Annotated in this window: 12 protein-coding genes and 2 tRNA genes; 4 read left to right on the plus strand and 10 right to left on the minus strand. The window is 63.9% G+C overall.

Going from position 1 to position 15,617, the window contains the following annotated elements; all coding sequences use genetic code 11:
• Positions 1-311: 311 nt before the first annotated feature.
• Positions 312-1,073 (minus strand): SDR family oxidoreductase, encoded by a 762-nt coding sequence (locus ABIB35_RS05670; protein ID WP_354179639.1) that lies wholly within the window; start codon positions 1,071-1,073, stop codon positions 312-314.
• A gap of 961 nt (positions 1,074-2,034) precedes the next feature.
• On the opposite strand from ABIB35_RS05670, the gene ABIB35_RS05675 reads away from it, so the two are divergent.
• Positions 2,035-2,262 carry an endonuclease domain-containing protein gene (locus ABIB35_RS05675; RefSeq protein WP_354179640.1) on the plus strand — a complete coding sequence of 76 codons (228 nt, stop codon included), beginning with the start codon at positions 2,035-2,037 and terminating at the stop codon, positions 2,260-2,262.
• 180 nt (positions 2,263-2,442) lie between these two features.
• On the opposite strand, the gene ABIB35_RS05680 is transcribed toward ABIB35_RS05675, so the two are convergent.
• The gene (locus ABIB35_RS05680) at positions 2,443-2,823 is read right to left on the minus strand and encodes a DUF488 domain-containing protein (protein WP_354179642.1); all 381 of its coding nucleotides are present in this window, start codon (positions 2,821-2,823) and stop codon (positions 2,443-2,445) included.
• Between the two features lie 114 nt (positions 2,824-2,937).
• Between ABIB35_RS05680 and valS the strand changes: the two genes are divergently transcribed.
• The gene (gene valS / locus ABIB35_RS05685; RefSeq protein ID WP_354179644.1) at positions 2,938-5,565 is read left to right on the plus strand and encodes a valine--tRNA ligase; all 2,628 of its coding nucleotides are present in this window, start codon (positions 2,938-2,940) and stop codon (positions 5,563-5,565) included.
• 92 nt (positions 5,566-5,657) lie between these two features.
• Here valS and ABIB35_RS05690 read toward each other — a convergent pair whose 3' ends face one another.
• The 6 genes from ABIB35_RS05690 to ABIB35_RS05715 all read right to left on the minus strand — a co-directional run bounded on the left by ABIB35_RS05690 (position 5,658) and on the right by ABIB35_RS05715 (position 10,954).
• A complete protein-coding gene (locus ABIB35_RS05690) occupies positions 5,658-6,275 on the minus strand; it encodes a mycothiol-dependent nitroreductase Rv2466c family protein (RefSeq protein WP_354179646.1) in 618 nt (205 codons plus the stop codon).
• Positions 6,276-6,361: 86 nt separating this feature from the next.
• Positions 6,362-7,654 (minus strand): ATP-dependent Clp protease ATP-binding subunit ClpX, encoded by a 1,293-nt coding sequence (gene clpX / locus ABIB35_RS05695; protein ID WP_354179648.1) that lies wholly within the window; start codon positions 7,652-7,654, stop codon positions 6,362-6,364.
• A gap of 166 nt (positions 7,655-7,820) precedes the next feature.
• Complete coding sequence (locus ABIB35_RS05700) at positions 7,821-8,492, minus strand: ATP-dependent Clp protease proteolytic subunit (protein ID WP_354179650.1); 672 nt, start codon at positions 8,490-8,492, stop codon at positions 7,821-7,823.
• Positions 8,493-8,540: 48 nt separating this feature from the next.
• The gene (locus tag ABIB35_RS05705; protein ID WP_104054784.1) at positions 8,541-9,161 is read right to left on the minus strand and encodes an ATP-dependent Clp protease proteolytic subunit; all 621 of its coding nucleotides are present in this window, start codon (positions 9,159-9,161) and stop codon (positions 8,541-8,543) included.
• Positions 9,162-9,451: 290 nt separating this feature from the next.
• Complete coding sequence (gene tig / locus ABIB35_RS05710; protein WP_354179651.1) at positions 9,452-10,825, minus strand: trigger factor; 1,374 nt, start codon at positions 10,823-10,825, stop codon at positions 9,452-9,454.
• Between the two features lie 55 nt (positions 10,826-10,880).
• Positions 10,881-10,954, minus strand: a tRNA-Pro gene (locus ABIB35_RS05715).
• A gap of 140 nt (positions 10,955-11,094) precedes the next feature.
• On the opposite strand from ABIB35_RS05715, the gene ABIB35_RS05720 reads away from it, so the two are divergent.
• A tRNA-Gly gene (locus tag ABIB35_RS05720) sits at positions 11,095-11,165 on the plus strand.
• A 155-nt stretch (positions 11,166-11,320) separates the two neighbouring features.
• Here ABIB35_RS05720 and ABIB35_RS05725 read toward each other — a convergent pair.
• Complete coding sequence (locus tag ABIB35_RS05725; RefSeq protein WP_354179654.1) at positions 11,321-12,214, minus strand: Fpg/Nei family DNA glycosylase; 894 nt, start codon at positions 12,212-12,214, stop codon at positions 11,321-11,323.
• A complete protein-coding gene (locus ABIB35_RS05730) occupies positions 12,214-12,690 on the minus strand; it encodes a ribose-5-phosphate isomerase (protein ID WP_354179656.1) in 477 nt (158 codons plus the stop codon). Before ABIB35_RS05730 ends, ABIB35_RS05725 begins: the two co-directional genes overlap by 1 nt.
• A gap of 276 nt (positions 12,691-12,966) precedes the next feature.
• Between ABIB35_RS05730 and pepN the strand changes: the two genes are divergently transcribed.
• Positions 12,967-15,519: an aminopeptidase N gene (pepN, locus tag ABIB35_RS05735; RefSeq protein WP_354179658.1), complete on the plus strand. Its 2,553-nt coding sequence runs from the start codon at positions 12,967-12,969 to the stop codon at positions 15,517-15,519.
• Positions 15,520-15,617: the final 98 nt, after the last annotated feature.

Consider the following 15,617-nt stretch of genomic DNA (forward strand, 5'->3'; position numbering starts at 1 on the left):
CAAAGCCGACTCAGAACCCGCGGTACCACCTCGCTTGCCGCCGTCGTCGTCGTGCGCCGTGCTGCACATCTGCAGTGCACTGCGCCGTCGAGTCGGGCTGCCGCTCGTTGACTGCTGTGACGGGCTTACCCGTCCGGTTCTACTGGGCGCGCGATCGTCCTTCTACATCCCAAAACATCTCAAAAAAGGGGTGCGGCGCCGTTCTTCCGGAAGCTCACCGGTGATGGCCGGGTCAAAGCTGCTTCCGTCAGTTTAGGCCACACCCCCGGGGTTGTCGAAGTTACCCCTGGTGGAAGTTCCCTCTGTCGAAGCTATCCCTGCGCCGGCTGGCGGCGGATGACCTTATGGTTGGCGGCCTGGGCCACGGGACGCAGCACTACCTTATCCAGGTTGATGTGATGCGGGAGGTTCAGGGAATAGGCCATGACGTCCGCAACGTCCTCCGCGGTGAGGGGCTTCTCCACTCCGGCGTAGACCTTTTCCGCGGCTTCCTTGTTGTTGCCCAGACGGTTCAGGGTGAACTCTTCAGTCTTGACCATGCCGGGCAGGATCTCGATGACGCGGACGTTGTTCTCCGCTTCCTCCAGGCGCAGGGTTTCTGCGAGCGCCTGCTCAGCGGACTTGGCGGCGCAGTATCCGGCGCCGCCTTCGTAGGAGGCGAGCGCGGCGGTGGAGGTCACCATCAGCACTGAGCCGTGTCCGGAGGCGCGCAGCGCGGGCAGGAAGGCCTGGGTGACGCGGAGCGCGCCGAGCACGTTCACGTTGTACATGGCTTCCCAGTCGCCGAGCTTGCCGGTCGCCACGGAGTCCACACCCCAGGCTCCGCCGGCATTGTTGATCACGGCGTCTACTCCCCCGGTTGCCAGCACCTCTCCGGCCATCCGGGCCACTGACTCGCTGTCGGTCACGTCTGCTGTGATGGCCCGCGCGCCGGTCTCCGCGGCGAGCGCCTGGAGTTTTTCCCCGCGGCGGGCCACGGCCACCACGTCCCAGCCTGAATTCCGCAGGGCCCGAACGGCCGCCGCTCCAATTCCTGAACTTGCTCCGGTCACTACTGCGCGTTTGGTGGTCATGGCACAACCCTAGCGACTTCCCCTGCCGGTTCAGCTTCTGTGTTGCGGTGTTGCGGTGTTGCAGTGTGGCGGGTCCCGGGTCCGGGTTGCGGCTCCTCCCGGGCTTGCCGCTCCTCCCGGGTTGCGGCTCCTCCCGGGCTTGCCGCGCACGCGTTCCCACCCTTCGTTATCTCCTGTTGCTGCTGGGACCTCAGCAATATCCATCTGTCACAGAGCGTGGGATCGCGTGCGCGGGGTCGGCGGATTGGCCTGATCAACGATCCTCCACCGGCGCTGAAAGGGGCGGGCCAATCAACAGAAGCCCTGTAGCCACTGCCGTGCTGGACAAAGCACTCTCAAGCTGGCGGACATGCAGAATATGGAAGTGTTCCTGCGGGTACACCACGGGGCAGCACGATACGGCACCCTAACGGCCAACGGCTTTCACCGAGCGGAGATCGAGCGGGCGGTAAAAGACAGGATCGTCGTTCAACCGGGACGGGGCACCTACGCCCTGCACGATGCACCTGCTGAAGTTGTCTTTGCAGCAGTCAACGGTGTGTCACTGACCTGCATCTCGGCGGCGAGGGTGCTGGGCTGGTGGACGCTGGCGGATGGACCTGGCTCCGGGCCGCATCAACCGGGCCCGTGCCGGGTTCACGTCGCTGCGGATCGGCAGAACCACCTCCCACTGGCCGTAGTCCACAGGGGTCCACGCACTGCGAAAAGGCTGATAGCGGCGCCGCGGCAGATCATCACAACGGCGTTCCGTTGCCTTCCCCCGTTGCAGGCCTTGCTGTTGGCCGAGTGTGCAGTCAGCCGGAACCACATCGGGCTTCGGGCCCTCGAGCAGTCTTTTACCGGCCCCAAGGACTGGCACATTCGGCAGCTCCTCCGCACCGTCAGTCCGCGGACCGCGTCACCGCTGGAAGTCTGCGCCCGTTTTCATCTCCACGCAGCTGGGTTAGGGATTGAGAGGGAAGTGCAGATCCCGGGAGTCGGCCGCGTTGACTTTCTGGTCCAGGGGCGCCTGATCCTGGAAATTGACGGCTACGAGTTCCACAGCAGCCGGGAACATTACCGCAGGGACCGGGCACGCTGGAATGAAGCCACGGTGGCGGGATGGCACACGTTGAGGGTCACTGCGGAGATGGTGCTGTACCACCCGGAGCAGTTCGTGGCACTTGTTCGCCGAGCCCTCAATCGCTAAGCCCAAAACAGCAGCTGCCGGGCCAGGCCGCGCACACGTTCCCACCCTTTGAGGCAGATGGGCACTCCTGATGTCCCACCAGCAACAGCAGGCAACAAAGGGTGGGAACCCGTGCCCAGTTGCCACCCGGTAAGTACCCCCGGCCGACGCACGCGCTCGCGCCCCGGCTCACGCACGGGCTCACGCACGGGCTCCGAGCAGGCCCAGCAGATACTCCCGCAGCACCACCGCTTCGTTTTCCGTCTCGGAACGTGCCCCGTAGAGCAGCACGGTGTCCGCCCGGGAGGCGCAGGCACGCGAGAAGGCCGGGACCTCCGGGTTGGCAGCAAGCTCCTCCCGATACCGTTCCTGGAATCCGGACCAACGGTCCTCCCGATGCCCGAACCATTTGCGCAGGTCAGTGCTCGGGGCCAGGTCCTTGCGCCATTCATCCAGTTGAGCCCGGGCCTTGGAAACCCCGCGCGGCCACAGCCGGTCCACCAGCACCCGGTAGCCGCCGTCGGGCGCTTCATAGATGCGGCGGATGCGGATCGAACCCGGGTTCTCCTGAAGCCTTGCCATACCCCGGATGCTACGGCGGGCGGCACGGACCGCACAGGGTCCGTACCCGGTGACCGCAGCCCGGCGGGCGCAACAGTTCCCCGCGCCGCACCTCCCGCATGGAAGAATGGCACCATGGCTGATAATTTTCCGGGCACAGACACGCCCGACAATGAACCCAAGACCGTATCCGTCCCCGACAAGCCCGCCCTTGAGGGGCTGGAAGCAACTCTGAGCCGCCGCTGGCGCGACGAGGGAACGTACGCGTTCAACGAAGACACGGTCCGCGAGGACGTCTATTCCATCGACACTCCCCCGCCCACGGCCTCCGGCTCGCTGCATGTGGGCCATATGTTCTCCTACACGCAGACCGATGTCATGGCGCGGTACCAGCGGATGACCGGCAAAAACGTGTTCTACCCGATGGGCTGGGACGACAACGGACTTCCCACCGAGCGCCGGGTGCAGAACTACTACGGTGTGCGCTGCGATCCGACAAAGCCGTACGATCCCGATTACCGGCCCCCGGCAACCGCACCCAAGAACCAGCGCGACTTCGACGTCATCTCCCGCCGGAACTTCATCGAGCTGTGCGAAGAGCTGGCGGTGGAGGACGAAAAGGTGTTCGAGGACCTCTTCTCCACCCTGGGCCTGTCCGTGGACTGGACCCGGACCTACCGCACCATCGATGACAACTCCCGCGCCGTCAGCCAGCGCGCCTTCCTGGAGAATCTCAAGGCCGGCGATGCCTACATGTCGGAGGCCCCCACGCTGTGGGACGTCACTTTCCGCACCGCCGTCGCCCAGGCCGAGGTGGAGGACCGGGAACAGACCGGCGCCTACCACCGCATCAGCTTCTCTGCGCCCGACGGCGAAAAGGTCTTCATCGAGACCACCCGCCCCGAGCTGCTGCCTGCCTGCGTGGCCCTGGTGGCACACCCCGACGACGAGCGCTACCAGCGCCTGTTCGGCACCACGGTGACCTCCCCGCTGTTCGACGTCGAGGTTCAGGTTCGCGCGCACCCGCTGGCTAAGCCGGACAAGGGTTCGGGCATCGCCATGATCTGTACCTTCGGCGATCAGACCGACGTCACCTGGTGGCGCGAACTGAACCTGCCCACCCGTGCCGTCGTCGGCCGTGACGGCCGCCTGCTGGCTGACACCCCGGAGTGGATCACCACGGAACAGGCGAAGGAAAACTACGCCGCCGTGGCTGCGAAGACCGTCTTCAGCGCCAAGGAAGCCGTCGTGGAGATGCTGCGCGAAAGCGGCGACCTCGAGGGCGAGCCGAAGAAGATTACCCACCCGGTCAACTTCTTCGAAAAGGGCGACAAGCCCCTCGAGGTGGTCACCAGCCGCCAGTGGTACATCCGCAACGGCGGCCGCGACGAGGACCGCCGCGCGGCCCTGATCGCCCGAGGCAAGGAAATCGACTTCCACCCCTCGTTCATGCGGTCCCGCTACGAAAACTGGATTGAAGGCCTGAACGGGGACTGGCTGGTCTCCCGCCAGCGTTTCTTCGGCGTTCCCGTGCCTGTCTGGTATCCGTTGGATGCCTCCGGAAACCCGGACTATGACCACCCTGTGCTGCCCGCCTCCGAGCAGCTCCCCGTAGATCCGGCGGCCGAACCGGCCCCGGGTTACGAGGAATCCCAGCGCAACGCGCCCGGCGGTTTTGTGGGCGACGCTGACGTCCTGGACACCTGGGCCACTTCTTCGCTGACCCCGCAGATTGTGGGCGGCTGGAGCCGCGACGAGGACCTCTTCGCCAAGGTGTTCCCGTTTGACCTGCGCCCGCAGGGCCACGACATCATCCGCACCTGGCTGTTCTCCTCCGTGGTGCGCGCCAATGCGCTGAACCATGCCGCACCGTGGAAGCACGCGGCCATCTCCGGCTGGATCCTGGATCCGGACCGCAAAAAGATGTCCAAGTCCAAGGGCAACGTGGTGGTTCCCACCGACGTGCTCGACGACTACGGTTCCGACGCCGTGCGCTACTGGGCGGCCTCCGCCAAGCTGGGTGCGGACACGGCCTACGAGATTGCGCAGATGAAGATCGGCCGCCGTCTGGCCATCAAGCTGCTCAACGCCTCCAAGTTTGTGCTGAACCTGGGCGCCACCGAGAAGAACGTGGTCACGGCCGACACTTCGGTAATCACCAATGCCCTGGACTCCGCACTGCTGAAGCAGCTGGCCGAAGTGGTCAACGCTTCCACCAAGGCGTTCGAGAAGTACGACTACGCCAAGGCGCTGCAGCTGACCGAGTCCTTCTTCTGGTCCTTCACCGATGACTATGTGGAACTGATCAAGGACCGCGCGTACGGAGCGTTCGGCGAGGAGGAGCAGGCTTCGGTCCTGGCCGCCCTGGCGACCACCCTGGATGCGTTGCTGCGCCTGTTCGCGCCGTTCCTGCCCTTCGCCACTGAAGAGGTGTGGGGCTGGTGGCGCCACGGTTCGGTGCACCGCGCCCCGTGGCCGAACGTTGACGCGCTGTCCTCCGCAGTGGCAACGGCCGACGCCGGCATCCTCGCCACTGTTGCCGCCGCTCTGGGCGGCATCCGCAAGGCCAAATCCGAGGCGAAGGTCAAGCAGCGCACAGAGGTCCTTAAAGCCACGGTGACGGCGTCCGAGGCGCAGGTGGCGCAGCTGCAGGCAGGGCTGGCTGATCTCAAGGCAGCCGGCAACGTCCGCGAGCTGTCCCTGGCCGCCGGTGACGGCGAACTGGCTGTCTCCGACGTTGAGCTGACACCCGCAGCTGAGTAGGTCCAACGCCTGAGCAAGACGAAAGCCCCGCCGGATCGAAAAATCCGGCGGGGCTTTCTGCGTCCTGGGCACCGGCTGAGCCGGGACATGTCCTAGTCGAACTGCGGGCTCTCGGTTCGGCTGCGCTTGATTTCAAAGAAAGCCGGATTTTCGGCGAGCATGAGGGCGCCGTCGAACATTTTGCCCGCTTCCTCGCCGCGCGGAATCCGCGTCAGCACCGGACCGAAGAAGGCGGTGCCGTTGAAGGCCACCACCGGGGTTCCGACGTCGTCGCCCACCTTGGAAATGCCCTCCTGGTGCGAGGCCCGCAGCTGAGTGTCGTATTCCCCGCTGTGCGCGTATCCGGCCAGCTCAGCCGGCAGCCCCACCTCGGCCAGGGATTCACGGATGACGGCGTCCAGGTCGGAGTTTCCACCGATATGGATCCGGGTCCCCATGGCGTCATAGAGCGGCTTGATGTACTCGTCGCCGTGGCGTTCGGAGGCTGCAATGATGACCCGGACCGGGCCGAACGCCGCCTTCATACGCTCCTGGTAGTCCTCGGGCAGGTCACGGCCCTCATTCAGGACGCCCAGGCTCATGACGTGCCAGGAGGTGCTGACCTCCCGGACCTTTTCCACCTCACCCATCCACCGTGAGGTGACCCAGGCAAACGGACAGATCGGATCAAACCAAAAATCAGCTGTGGCGGCAGAATCAGGTGAGCTCACGGAACACTCCTTCAGGATTAGCGGAAAACGCGGGCAGCCCTCTGGCCCCCGGGTGCAGGGTACTGCTGGTTGGGGGTAACCGCGGATCAGGCCGATTTGTTCCGGCGCTTGGCTGCCACGGCCTGCGAGATCAGGGTGGGCTCGGCCTTCTTCGTGACCACGTCTTCGGTGATGACCACCGTGGCGACGTCCTCGCGGCTGGGCAGGTCAAACATCACCGGCAGCAGCACTTCCTCGAGGATGGCCCGGAGGCCGCGGGCACCGGTGCCGCGGGACAGTGCGGCGTCTGCGACGGCGTCCAGGGCTGCGGGTTCGAAGGTGAGTTCAACGCCGTCGAGCTGGAACATCCGCTGGTACTGCTTGACGAGCGCGTTCTTGGGCTCGGTGAGGATCCGGATCAGCGCCTCCCGATCCAGGCTGGAGACCGTGGTGATCACGGGGAGCCGGCCGATGAACTCGGGGATCAAGCCAAACTTGAGCAGATCCTCGGGCATGACGTCCGCGTAGGAATCTGCTTCCTTGGCGCTCTCATTCAAAGGCGCACCGAAACCGATGCCCTTCCGTCCGGACCTGGAACCGATGATCTCTTCCAGCCCGGCGAAGGCACCGGCCACAATGAAGAGGACATTGGTGGTGTCGATCTGGATGAATTCCTGGTGCGGATGCTTGCGGCCGCCCTGCGGGGGAACCGAGGCAACTGTGCCTTCGAGGATTTTCAGCAGGGCCTGCTGCACGCCTTCGCCCGAGACATCACGGGTGATGGAGGGGTTTTCGCTTTTGCGCGAGATCTTGTCGATCTCGTCAATGTAAATGATGCCCTGCTCGGCCTTCTTGACGTCGTAATCAGCGGCCTGGATGAGCTTGAGCAGGATGTTCTCCACGTCCTCGCCCACATAACCGGCTTCAGTCAGTGCGGTGGCATCGGCGACGGCAAAGGGAACGTTCAGGCGCCGGGCCAGGGTTTGCGCCAGGTAGGTCTTGCCGCAGCCGGTGGGGCCGATCAGGAGGATGTTGGACTTGCCGATTTCCACGTCGTCCGAAATGACGGCGTCGGACAGGTTGCCGGTGTTGCGTGGAGCATGGCCGGCCTGGATGCGCTTGTAGTGGTTGTACACGGCGACCGCGAGGGAGCGCTTGGCCGGTTCCTGGCCAATGACGTACTCCTGGAGCGAGTCAAAGATCTCGCGCGGCTTGGGCAGCTCAAACGTGCCCAGGTCCGCTACTTCGGAGAGTTCCTCTTCGATGATCTCGTTGCAGAGGTCGATGCACTCGTCGCAAATGTAGACTCCGGGGCCGGCAATGAGCTTGCGGACCTGCTTCTGGCTCTTTCCGCAGAAAGAGCACTTGAGCAGATCCGTGCTCTCACCAATGCGAGCCATAGTTCAGTCCCCTTAGATGGTCCATCGTTTAAAACAGTGCCGGCATCCGTCCCGTGCAGGACAGCCGAAGGCCGAAGCCATGTTCCACTCTAGGACACTTGGAACAGTGATACAGCAACCGAAAGGCCCGCGGTGCGAAATTTCGCGCCGCGGGCCTCCCTGAGACTTACATTCGGTTGATGGCCGGAGTCTTGATCTTGCGGGAGTCCAGCACCTGGTCAATCAGTCCGTATTCGAGAGCGCTGGCGGCCGTGAGAATCTTGTCACGCTCGATGTCCCGGTTCACTTCTTCGGACGTGTGGTTGGAGTGCAGGGCCAGAGTGTCCTCCAGCCAGGTCCGCATGCGCATCACTTCAGCTGCCTGGATTTCCAGGTCCGAAGCCTGTCCACGCTCGCCGCCGCCGAGGGCGGGCTGGTGGATCAGCACGCGGGCGTTCGGCAGCGCCAGGCGCTTGCCCGGTGTGCCGGCAGCCAGCAGGACGGCAGCGGCGCTGGCCGCCTGGCCCAGGCAGACTGTCTGGATTTCCGGACGAATGTACTGCATGGTGTCGTAAATGGCCGTCATGGCCGTGAACGAACCGCCCGGGGAGTTGATGTACAGGGTGATGTCGCGGTCCGGGTCGTTGGACTCAAGGACCAGCAGCTGGGCCATGACGTCGTCGGCGGAGGCGTCGTCAACCTGGACACCCAGGAAGATGATGCGGTCCTCGAACAGCTTGGTGTACGGGTCCTGGCGCTTGAAGCCGTAAGGCGTGCGCTCTTCGAACTGCGGCAGTACGTAGCGGTTGGACGGCATCTGCGGCGCCGTTCCGCCTGCGGTTCCAAAATTCATGTTCATTGCTTTACTCCTGAAGTCTAAGAAAGGTGCGCGGGGAGGGAGGAAGGGTTAGTCCTCGGCCGGGGCCGCGCCCTTGTCCTGATCCGTTCCGCCGCCGCCGGTGACGCCGCCGGCGTGCGCGGAGATCTTGTCGAAGAATCCGTACTCCAGTGCTTCCTGGGCAGTGAACCACTTGTCGCGGTCATTGTCCTTCAGGATGGTCTCCACAGTCTGTCCGGTCTGCTCGGCGGTAAGTTCCGCCATGACCTGCTTCATGTGAAGGATCAGTTCCGCCTGAATCCGAATATCGGAGGCGGTGCCGCCGATACCGCCGGAGGGCTGGTGCATGAGGATGCGGGCATGGGGCGTGGCGTAGCGCTTGCCCTTGGTGCCCGAGGACAGCAGGAACTGGCCCATGGAGGCGGCCAGGCCCGTTGCCACGGTGACCACGTCGTTGGGGATGAACTGCATGGTGTCGTAAATGGCCATGCCGGCCGTCACCGATCCGCCGGGAGAGTTGATGTAGAGGAAGATGTCCTTTTCAGGGTCCTCGGCGGAGAGCAGCAGCAGCTGAGAGCAGATGGCGTTGGCGTTGTCATCGCGGACTTCCGAGCCCAACCAGATGATCCGCTCACGCAGCAGGCGATTGTAGATGTAGTCGTCGCGGCTGGCCGGGTCGACCGTTGCCATGGTGGGTGTGGTGGGTGCAATTGCCATTCTGAGTGACCTCTCGCTCTGGCGGGGTACAGAACCGCTAACCGCGTCAGCTGGTCCCGCCGTTTATCTCTCCTAGGACACTAACCTGTTACGCCTGTGATCTGCTCCCGTTTCGCGGACTGTTCGCTGACGGCGCACGATGCCCGTCACAGCTGTAGGCCGTGCCTGTCACACCCCCGGAGCTTAAGCAAAATGCGCCGCCGGCCCTTGCGGGCAGGCGGCGCATTTAGGTCCGACCAGGCGGTCAGTCTCCCAGCGGGAGACTACGCCTTGTCATCCTTCTTGGCTTCTTCGGCAACCTCGGCCTCGGGCGCTTCGGTTTCTTCAACCGGTGCTTCTTCGCCGGCGGGGCGGACGAATTCGCTCAGGTCGATTTCAACACCTGCGGTGTCGGTAACCTTGGCCTGCTCCAGGACCTTGGCAAGTGCCTTGCGGCGGCGGACTTCGCCAACCATCATGGGGACCTGGCCGCTCTGGTCAATCAGCTGGGCGAACTGGTTCGGATCCATGCCGTACTGGCCGGCTGCGGAGACGATGTAGTCGATGAGCTCGTTCTGGCTGACGCCGATCTCTTCCTTGTCAGCGACAGCGTCAAGGATGATCTCGTTCTTGAAGGCAGCGGCGGTGTTCTCGCGAACTTCTGCGCGGTGCTCTTCGGTGTCGTGATCCTTACCCTGGGACTGTGCGTTCTCAGAGTTGAAGTGCTGTTCCAGCTGCTCTTCGACGACGGACTCCGGAACCGGAACCTCGATCATTTCCAGCAGCTTCTCCAGGACCTTGTCGCGGGCCTCAACACCCTGCTCCATCAGCTTGGACTCAGCGGCACGCTTGGTCAGGTCTTCACGGAGTTCTTCGATGGTGTCGAATTCGCTCGCCAGCTGAGCGAAGTCGTCGTCGGCCTCAGGAAGCTCGCGCTCCTTGACAGCCTTGATGGTGACCGTGACGGTGGCGTCTTCGCCGGCGTGCTCGCCGCCGGCGAGCTTGGTCTCGAAGGTGGCGGACTCGTCAACGGACAGGCCGGTGACTGCTTCGTCCATGCCCTCAAGCATGGTGCCGGCGCCTACCTGGTAAGACAGGTCTGCAGCGGAATCGATCTCTTCGCCGTTGACCTTGGCCACGAGATCCATGGTGAGGAAGTCGCCTTCGGCAGCGGGACGGTCAACAGTCTTGAGGGTGCCAAAGCGGCCGCGGAGCTCGTCCAGGGCCTTGGCGACGTCGTCGTCGGAGGCTTCAGCCGGCTCAACGGTGACCTCAAGGCCGGCGTAATCCGGAAGCTCGATTTCGGGACGGATATCCAGCTCAACGTTGAAGACCAGCTGGCCCTCGTCGGTGGCCGGGTCCGGAACTTCGCTGATTTCCACCTCGGGGCGGCTCAGCGGACGGATGCCCGTTTCCTGCACAGCTTCCTGGTAGAAGCCGTTAAGGCCGTCGTTGATGGCTGTTTCCAGCACGTAGCCGCGGCCGACGCGCTGGTCGATGAGCCTGTTGGGGACCTTGCCCTTGCGGAAGCCAGGCACCTGGACCTGGGTGGCGACGGTCTTGTAGGCCTCGTCGATGCTCGGCTTCAGTTCCTCAAACGGAACTTCCACAACGAGCTTTACCCGCGTGGGTGTGAGGTTTTCTACAGCGCTCTTCACAGCGTAGTTCTCCTGAGGGTTCTGGGATTGGGTCTGCACCATGTGTACTACAGAGTCGGGGTGACAGGATTTGAACCTGCGACTTCCTGCTCCCAAAGCAGGCGCTCTTCCAAGCTGAGCTACACCCCGTCAGTGCACCTGACAGCCTACCGGCAGAAACCGCCCAGTGCACAATTCGATGTGGCCCGGCACTCCATGGAGGCCGATTCGGGACGGGATTACCGAACCGCTGATTTACCGTGCTAAGGTAAAACCTGCCTTAGGGCGCCGGGGATGTAGCTCAATGGTAGAGCCTCAGTTTTCCAAACTGATCACGCGGGTTCGATTCCCGTCATCCCCTCAGCAAAATATAACCGGCATTTGCCGGGTTCGAAAGGGTCTTCCGCTTATGTGGAAGACCCTTTTCTTTTGTCCCGCCGTCGAAGGCAGCCAACGCGCGAGGGCGCTAAACCCGCCGCGAGTCACCATGCAACGGTGCCCCGGCCGGCGCCGGGGTTACTTCTCCTGGCAGACGGGACACCAGTACAGCTTCCGGGCACCCATCTCAGTTCCGGCAATAGTCGTCCCGCACCGGCGGCAGGGCAGGCCTGTGCGTTGATAAACGTAGTGTGCTTCCTCCCGGGGCACGGGGGCCGCGTCATTGTCACGGTCTGCAGGCACGGTGGTAATAATTCGGCCCTGGGCAACGCCGTCAGCCATGACGGAGACGATGTCCGCCCAGAGCACTGCTGCCTCCTGTTCCCGCACCTCGCGGCCCAGCCGCCAGGGTGAGAGCCGCTGCCGGAAAAGGACTTCGGCACGGTAAACGTTGCCCACCCCGGCCAGGACCTCCTGGTTCATCAGCAGCAGGCCCACCGGCGATCCGCGCTTACGCAGCCGTGCTGCAAATTCCGCGCCGTCGGCGCCTGCTCCGTCCTGCAGCGGATCGGGGCCCAGGCGGGCGACCACGGCGGCACGCTCCGCGTCGGTCATCACTTCACAGGCCGTCGGTCCGCGGAGGTCCGCCCAGCCATGCTCCGACACCAGCCGCACGCGGACGGCCCCCCGGGGAGGGGGCGGACCAGCATAGGAGCCGCCGTCGTCGTCGGACGCTATCTCCCGCTCCCCCACCTTCCGCGGGGCCCCAATGCTGGAGGCACCCAGGAAACTGGAGTCGCCGCCAAAATCGAATGCTCCGTACAGGCCAAGGTGGATGCGCAGGAACAGATCATTGTCGAAGCCCAGGAAAAGCTGCTTGCCGTGCGCGGATGCACTGACCAGGACGTGCCCGTCCAGACGCGCGGCACCGCCGGAGAAGCGCCCCTGCGGGCTGGATACTTCCAGCCGGTGCCCGGCAAACACCGAAGTGAACTGCCGGGCAAGCCGGTGGATGGAATGCCCTTCAGGCATCAGGAACCCGAGATTGAACCGGTCGTTTCGTATTCGGCAATCTGCGCAATGCGGCGGTTGTGCCGCTCGGCGTTGCTGTACGGCTCGGTAAGGAACGCCTCGATGATTTCGGTTGCCTCTTCCACTGTGTGCTGACGGCCGCCCACGGCGATGACATTCGCATCATTGTGCTCACGGGCCAGTTTTGCGGTGGAGAGATTCCAGGCGAGCGCAGCGCGGACGCCGCGGACCTTGTTGGCGGCAATCTGTTCGCCGTTGCCGGAGCCGCCCAGGACAATACCCAGCGCGTCGACGCCGCTCTGGCGGTCAATCACCACGGCTTCAGCTGCTGCAATACAGAACGCCGGGTAATCATCTTCGGCGTCATAGGCCTGCGGACCGTGATCCACCATCTCGTAACCCTTCTCCTGAAGGTGTGCCAGGAGGTGGGCACTGAGTTCCATGCCCGCGTGGTCGGTTGCAATGTGGACGCGCATGTTCCATCCGTTTCATGTGTGGGGAAATCCTGCGCTTCCAGCCTAGCCGTTGCCCCGCTGGCACAAATAATGGGCCTCATCGGCGGCCGTCATGATCCGGGGCAGCCGGCGGAATCGGCACTTACCCCAACAATCTGCAGTTCCTTTCTTTCCTGAGCCTCAACCAGTGAGACAATGTTGCAATTGTTATAAGTCGTCAGGCCGAGTTCCGCCAGGCCGATTTTATGGGACGGCGGACTCCACTTCGCATATTGGAAAGGCAACACCTTGCCAGGTATGAATCTCACGCGCTCAGAAGCCCGTGAACGAGCAGAACTGATCAGCGTCGATTCCTATGACGTGAACCTTGACCTCACCCGCGGGGATGAAGTCTTCGGCAGCACCACCGTGGTTCGGTTCTCCGCACGGCAGGGCGCTTCCACCTTCATCGATGCCGTTACGGCAGCAGTCCGCCGCGTCACCCTGAACGGCGTGGATCTGGACGCCGCCGAGGTGTCCGACGGCGTCCGCATCCAGCTGCCGAACCTGGCCGAGTCCAATGAGCTCGTGGTGGAGGCCGATGCCTTCTATATGAACACCGGCGAAGGCCTGCACCGTTTTGTGGACCCGGTGGACAACGAGGTATACCTCTATTCCCAGTTTGAGGTCCCCGACTCCCGCCGGATGTTCACCGTCTTTGAACAGCCGGATTTGAAGGCGGCCTTCCGCTTCACCGTCACGGCGCCGTCGCACTGGGATGTCATCTCCAACTCCCCCACCCCGGCACCCGTTGCGGCAGGTTCACTGGAAGAAGACGGCAAGAACGCCACCTGGTCCTTTGCACCCACCCCGCGCATTTCCTCCTACATCACTGCACTCATCGCCGGACCGTACCAGTCGGTGCGCAGCGAGCTCACCAGCTCCGACGGACGCGTGATTCCGCTGGGCGTGTTTGCCCGCAAGTCGCTGATGCAGCACCTGGACGCAGAAAACGTGTTCACGCTGACCCGGCAGGGCTTCGAGTTCTACGAACAGCAGTTCGGGACGCCGTACCCGTTCGAAAAGTATGACCAGCTTTTCGTGCCGGAATTCAACGCCGGGGCCATGGAAAACGCCGGGGCCGTGACGTTCCTGGAAAGCTACGTTTTCCGCTCCCGCGTGCCGGAGGCCACCGTGGAGCGCCGCGCCGTCACCATTCTGCACGAGCTGGCGCACATGTGGTTTGGCGACCTGGTCACCATGCGCTGGTGGAATGACCTGTGGCTGAATGAATCCTTCGCCGAATTCATGTCCACCCTGGCCGCAGCGGACGCCACCGAATTCAAGCAGTCCTGGACCACGTTCGCGTCCATGGAGAAGGCCTGGGCCTACCGCCAGGACCAGCTGCCCACCACGCACCCGATTGTTGCCGAGATCCGTGACCTCGAAGACGTGCAGGTGAATTTTGACGGCATCACCTATGCCAAGGGCGCCTCCGTGCTCAAGCAGCTGGTCGCCTGGGTGGGCCAGGACCAGTTCATGGCCGGTGTGCGTGAGTACTTCGGCAAGCATGCCTGGGGCAACACCGAGCTGAAGGATCTGCTCTCCGAGCTGGAAGCAGCCAGCGGCCGGGATTTGAAGGAATGGTCCGAGCTGTGGCTGGAGACCGCCGGCGTGAACACGCTGCGCCCTGAACTGGTAGTGGACGACGACGGCGCGATCACCTCGTTCGCGGTTCTTCAGGGTGCCGTGGCCGAGTACCCGACCCTGCGGCCGCACCGGCTGGCCATTGGCTTCTATGACGGCGGCGAGGACGGCAAGCTGCACCGCACCCACCGTGTGGAGCTGGACATTGACGGTGAACGCACCGAGGTTCCCGAGCTGGTGGGACGGCAGCGCCCGGACCTGCTGCTGCTGAACGACGATGACCTGGCCTATGCCAAGATCCGCCTGGATCCCAAGTCCGAGCACACCGCTGTCCGGCGGCTGCGGGACATCTCAGCTTCCCTGCCCCGCACCCTTGTCTGGGCTTCGGCCTGGGACGCAGCGCGCGACGGCGAGATTCCCGCCCGCAATTACGTGGAACTGGTCCTGCAGAACATCGGCTCCGAATCGGACTCCTCGGTGGTGCAGGTGCTGCTGCGCCAGCTTGCCACCACGCTCGCCTTCTACGTGGCGCCGGCGGACCGCGAAGCCATGACGGCCGCAGCAGCAGACAGTGTGTGGGAGCTCGCCGCCGCGGCAGCCCCCGGTTCCGACTCCCAGCTCCAGTTCGTCAAGTCCTTCGCCGGGCATGCCGTCACCGGTGAGCACCTGGATACTTTGGCCGGCCTGCTCTCCGGTGACCGGACGCTGGAAGGCCTGAACATCGATGCCGACCTGCGCTGGGAACTGCTGACCGGACTGGTGGCCGGCGGCCGCCTCGGCGAAGCGGACATCGCCGCAGAGCTGGAAAAGGACGCTACGGCAACCGGCCAGCTTGCCGCGGCCATGGCGCGGGCCGCCCTTCCCACCGCCGAGGCCAAGGCCAAAGCATGGGAAGCCATCGTTCAGCGCACCGACATGCCCAACGCCGCCCAGCGTTCGGCGATCGTCGGTTTCAGCCGCGTGCATGACACGGCGCTGCTGGAACCCTATGCCCGGAAGTACTTCACGTCGGTGCGCGAGGTGTGGAATACCCGGACCCACGAAATTGCCCAGCAGATCGTGACCGGTCTTTACCCGTCACGGCTAACCACGCAGGCCACTGTGGACGCCACAGATGCGTTCCTGGAGTCCCTGGGCGACGAGGCTCCCTCTCTGCGCCGGCTCCTTCTGGAAAGCCGCGACGGCGTGGTCCGTGCCTTGAAGGCCCAGGCGGCGGACAAGTAACATCCCCGGCCGCCCGAAGCGGCCAACACGGCGCTGCCCCACAGGAGAACCTGCGGGGCAGCGCCGTTACTCCACAGCAGAAAAGGAAGTGCCTGGAA

This window comes from Arthrobacter sp. UYP6 (assembly GCF_040547315.1).
Classification (GTDB): domain Bacteria; phylum Actinomycetota; class Actinomycetes; order Actinomycetales; family Micrococcaceae; genus Arthrobacter_B.

Coding starts and splice junctions, on each gene's coding strand:
- ABIB35_RS05725 (WP_354179654.1), bottom strand. CDS start 12,214: ATGCCTGAAGGGCATTCCATCCACCGGCTTGCCCGGCAGTTCACTTCG.
- valS (WP_354179644.1), top strand. CDS start 2,938: ATGGCTGATAATTTTCCGGGCACAGACACGCCCGACAATGAACCCAAG.
- ABIB35_RS05705 (WP_104054784.1), bottom strand. CDS start 9,161: ATGGCAACGGTCGACCCGGCCAGCCGCGACGACTACATCTACAATCGC.
- clpX (WP_354179648.1), bottom strand. CDS start 7,654: ATGGCTCGCATTGGTGAGAGCACGGATCTGCTCAAGTGCTCTTTCTGC.
- ABIB35_RS05730 (WP_354179656.1), bottom strand. CDS start 12,690: ATGCGCGTCCACATTGCAACCGACCACGCGGGCATGGAACTCAGTGCC.
- pepN (WP_354179658.1), top strand. CDS start 12,967: ATGAATCTCACGCGCTCAGAAGCCCGTGAACGAGCAGAACTGATCAGC.
- ABIB35_RS05680 (WP_354179642.1), bottom strand. CDS start 2,823: ATGGCAAGGCTTCAGGAGAACCCGGGTTCGATCCGCATCCGCCGCATC.
- ABIB35_RS05670 (WP_354179639.1), bottom strand. CDS start 1,073: ATGACCACCAAACGCGCAGTAGTGACCGGAGCAAGTTCAGGAATTGGA.
- ABIB35_RS05700 (WP_354179650.1), bottom strand. CDS start 8,492: ATGAACATGAATTTTGGAACCGCAGGCGGAACGGCGCCGCAGATGCCG.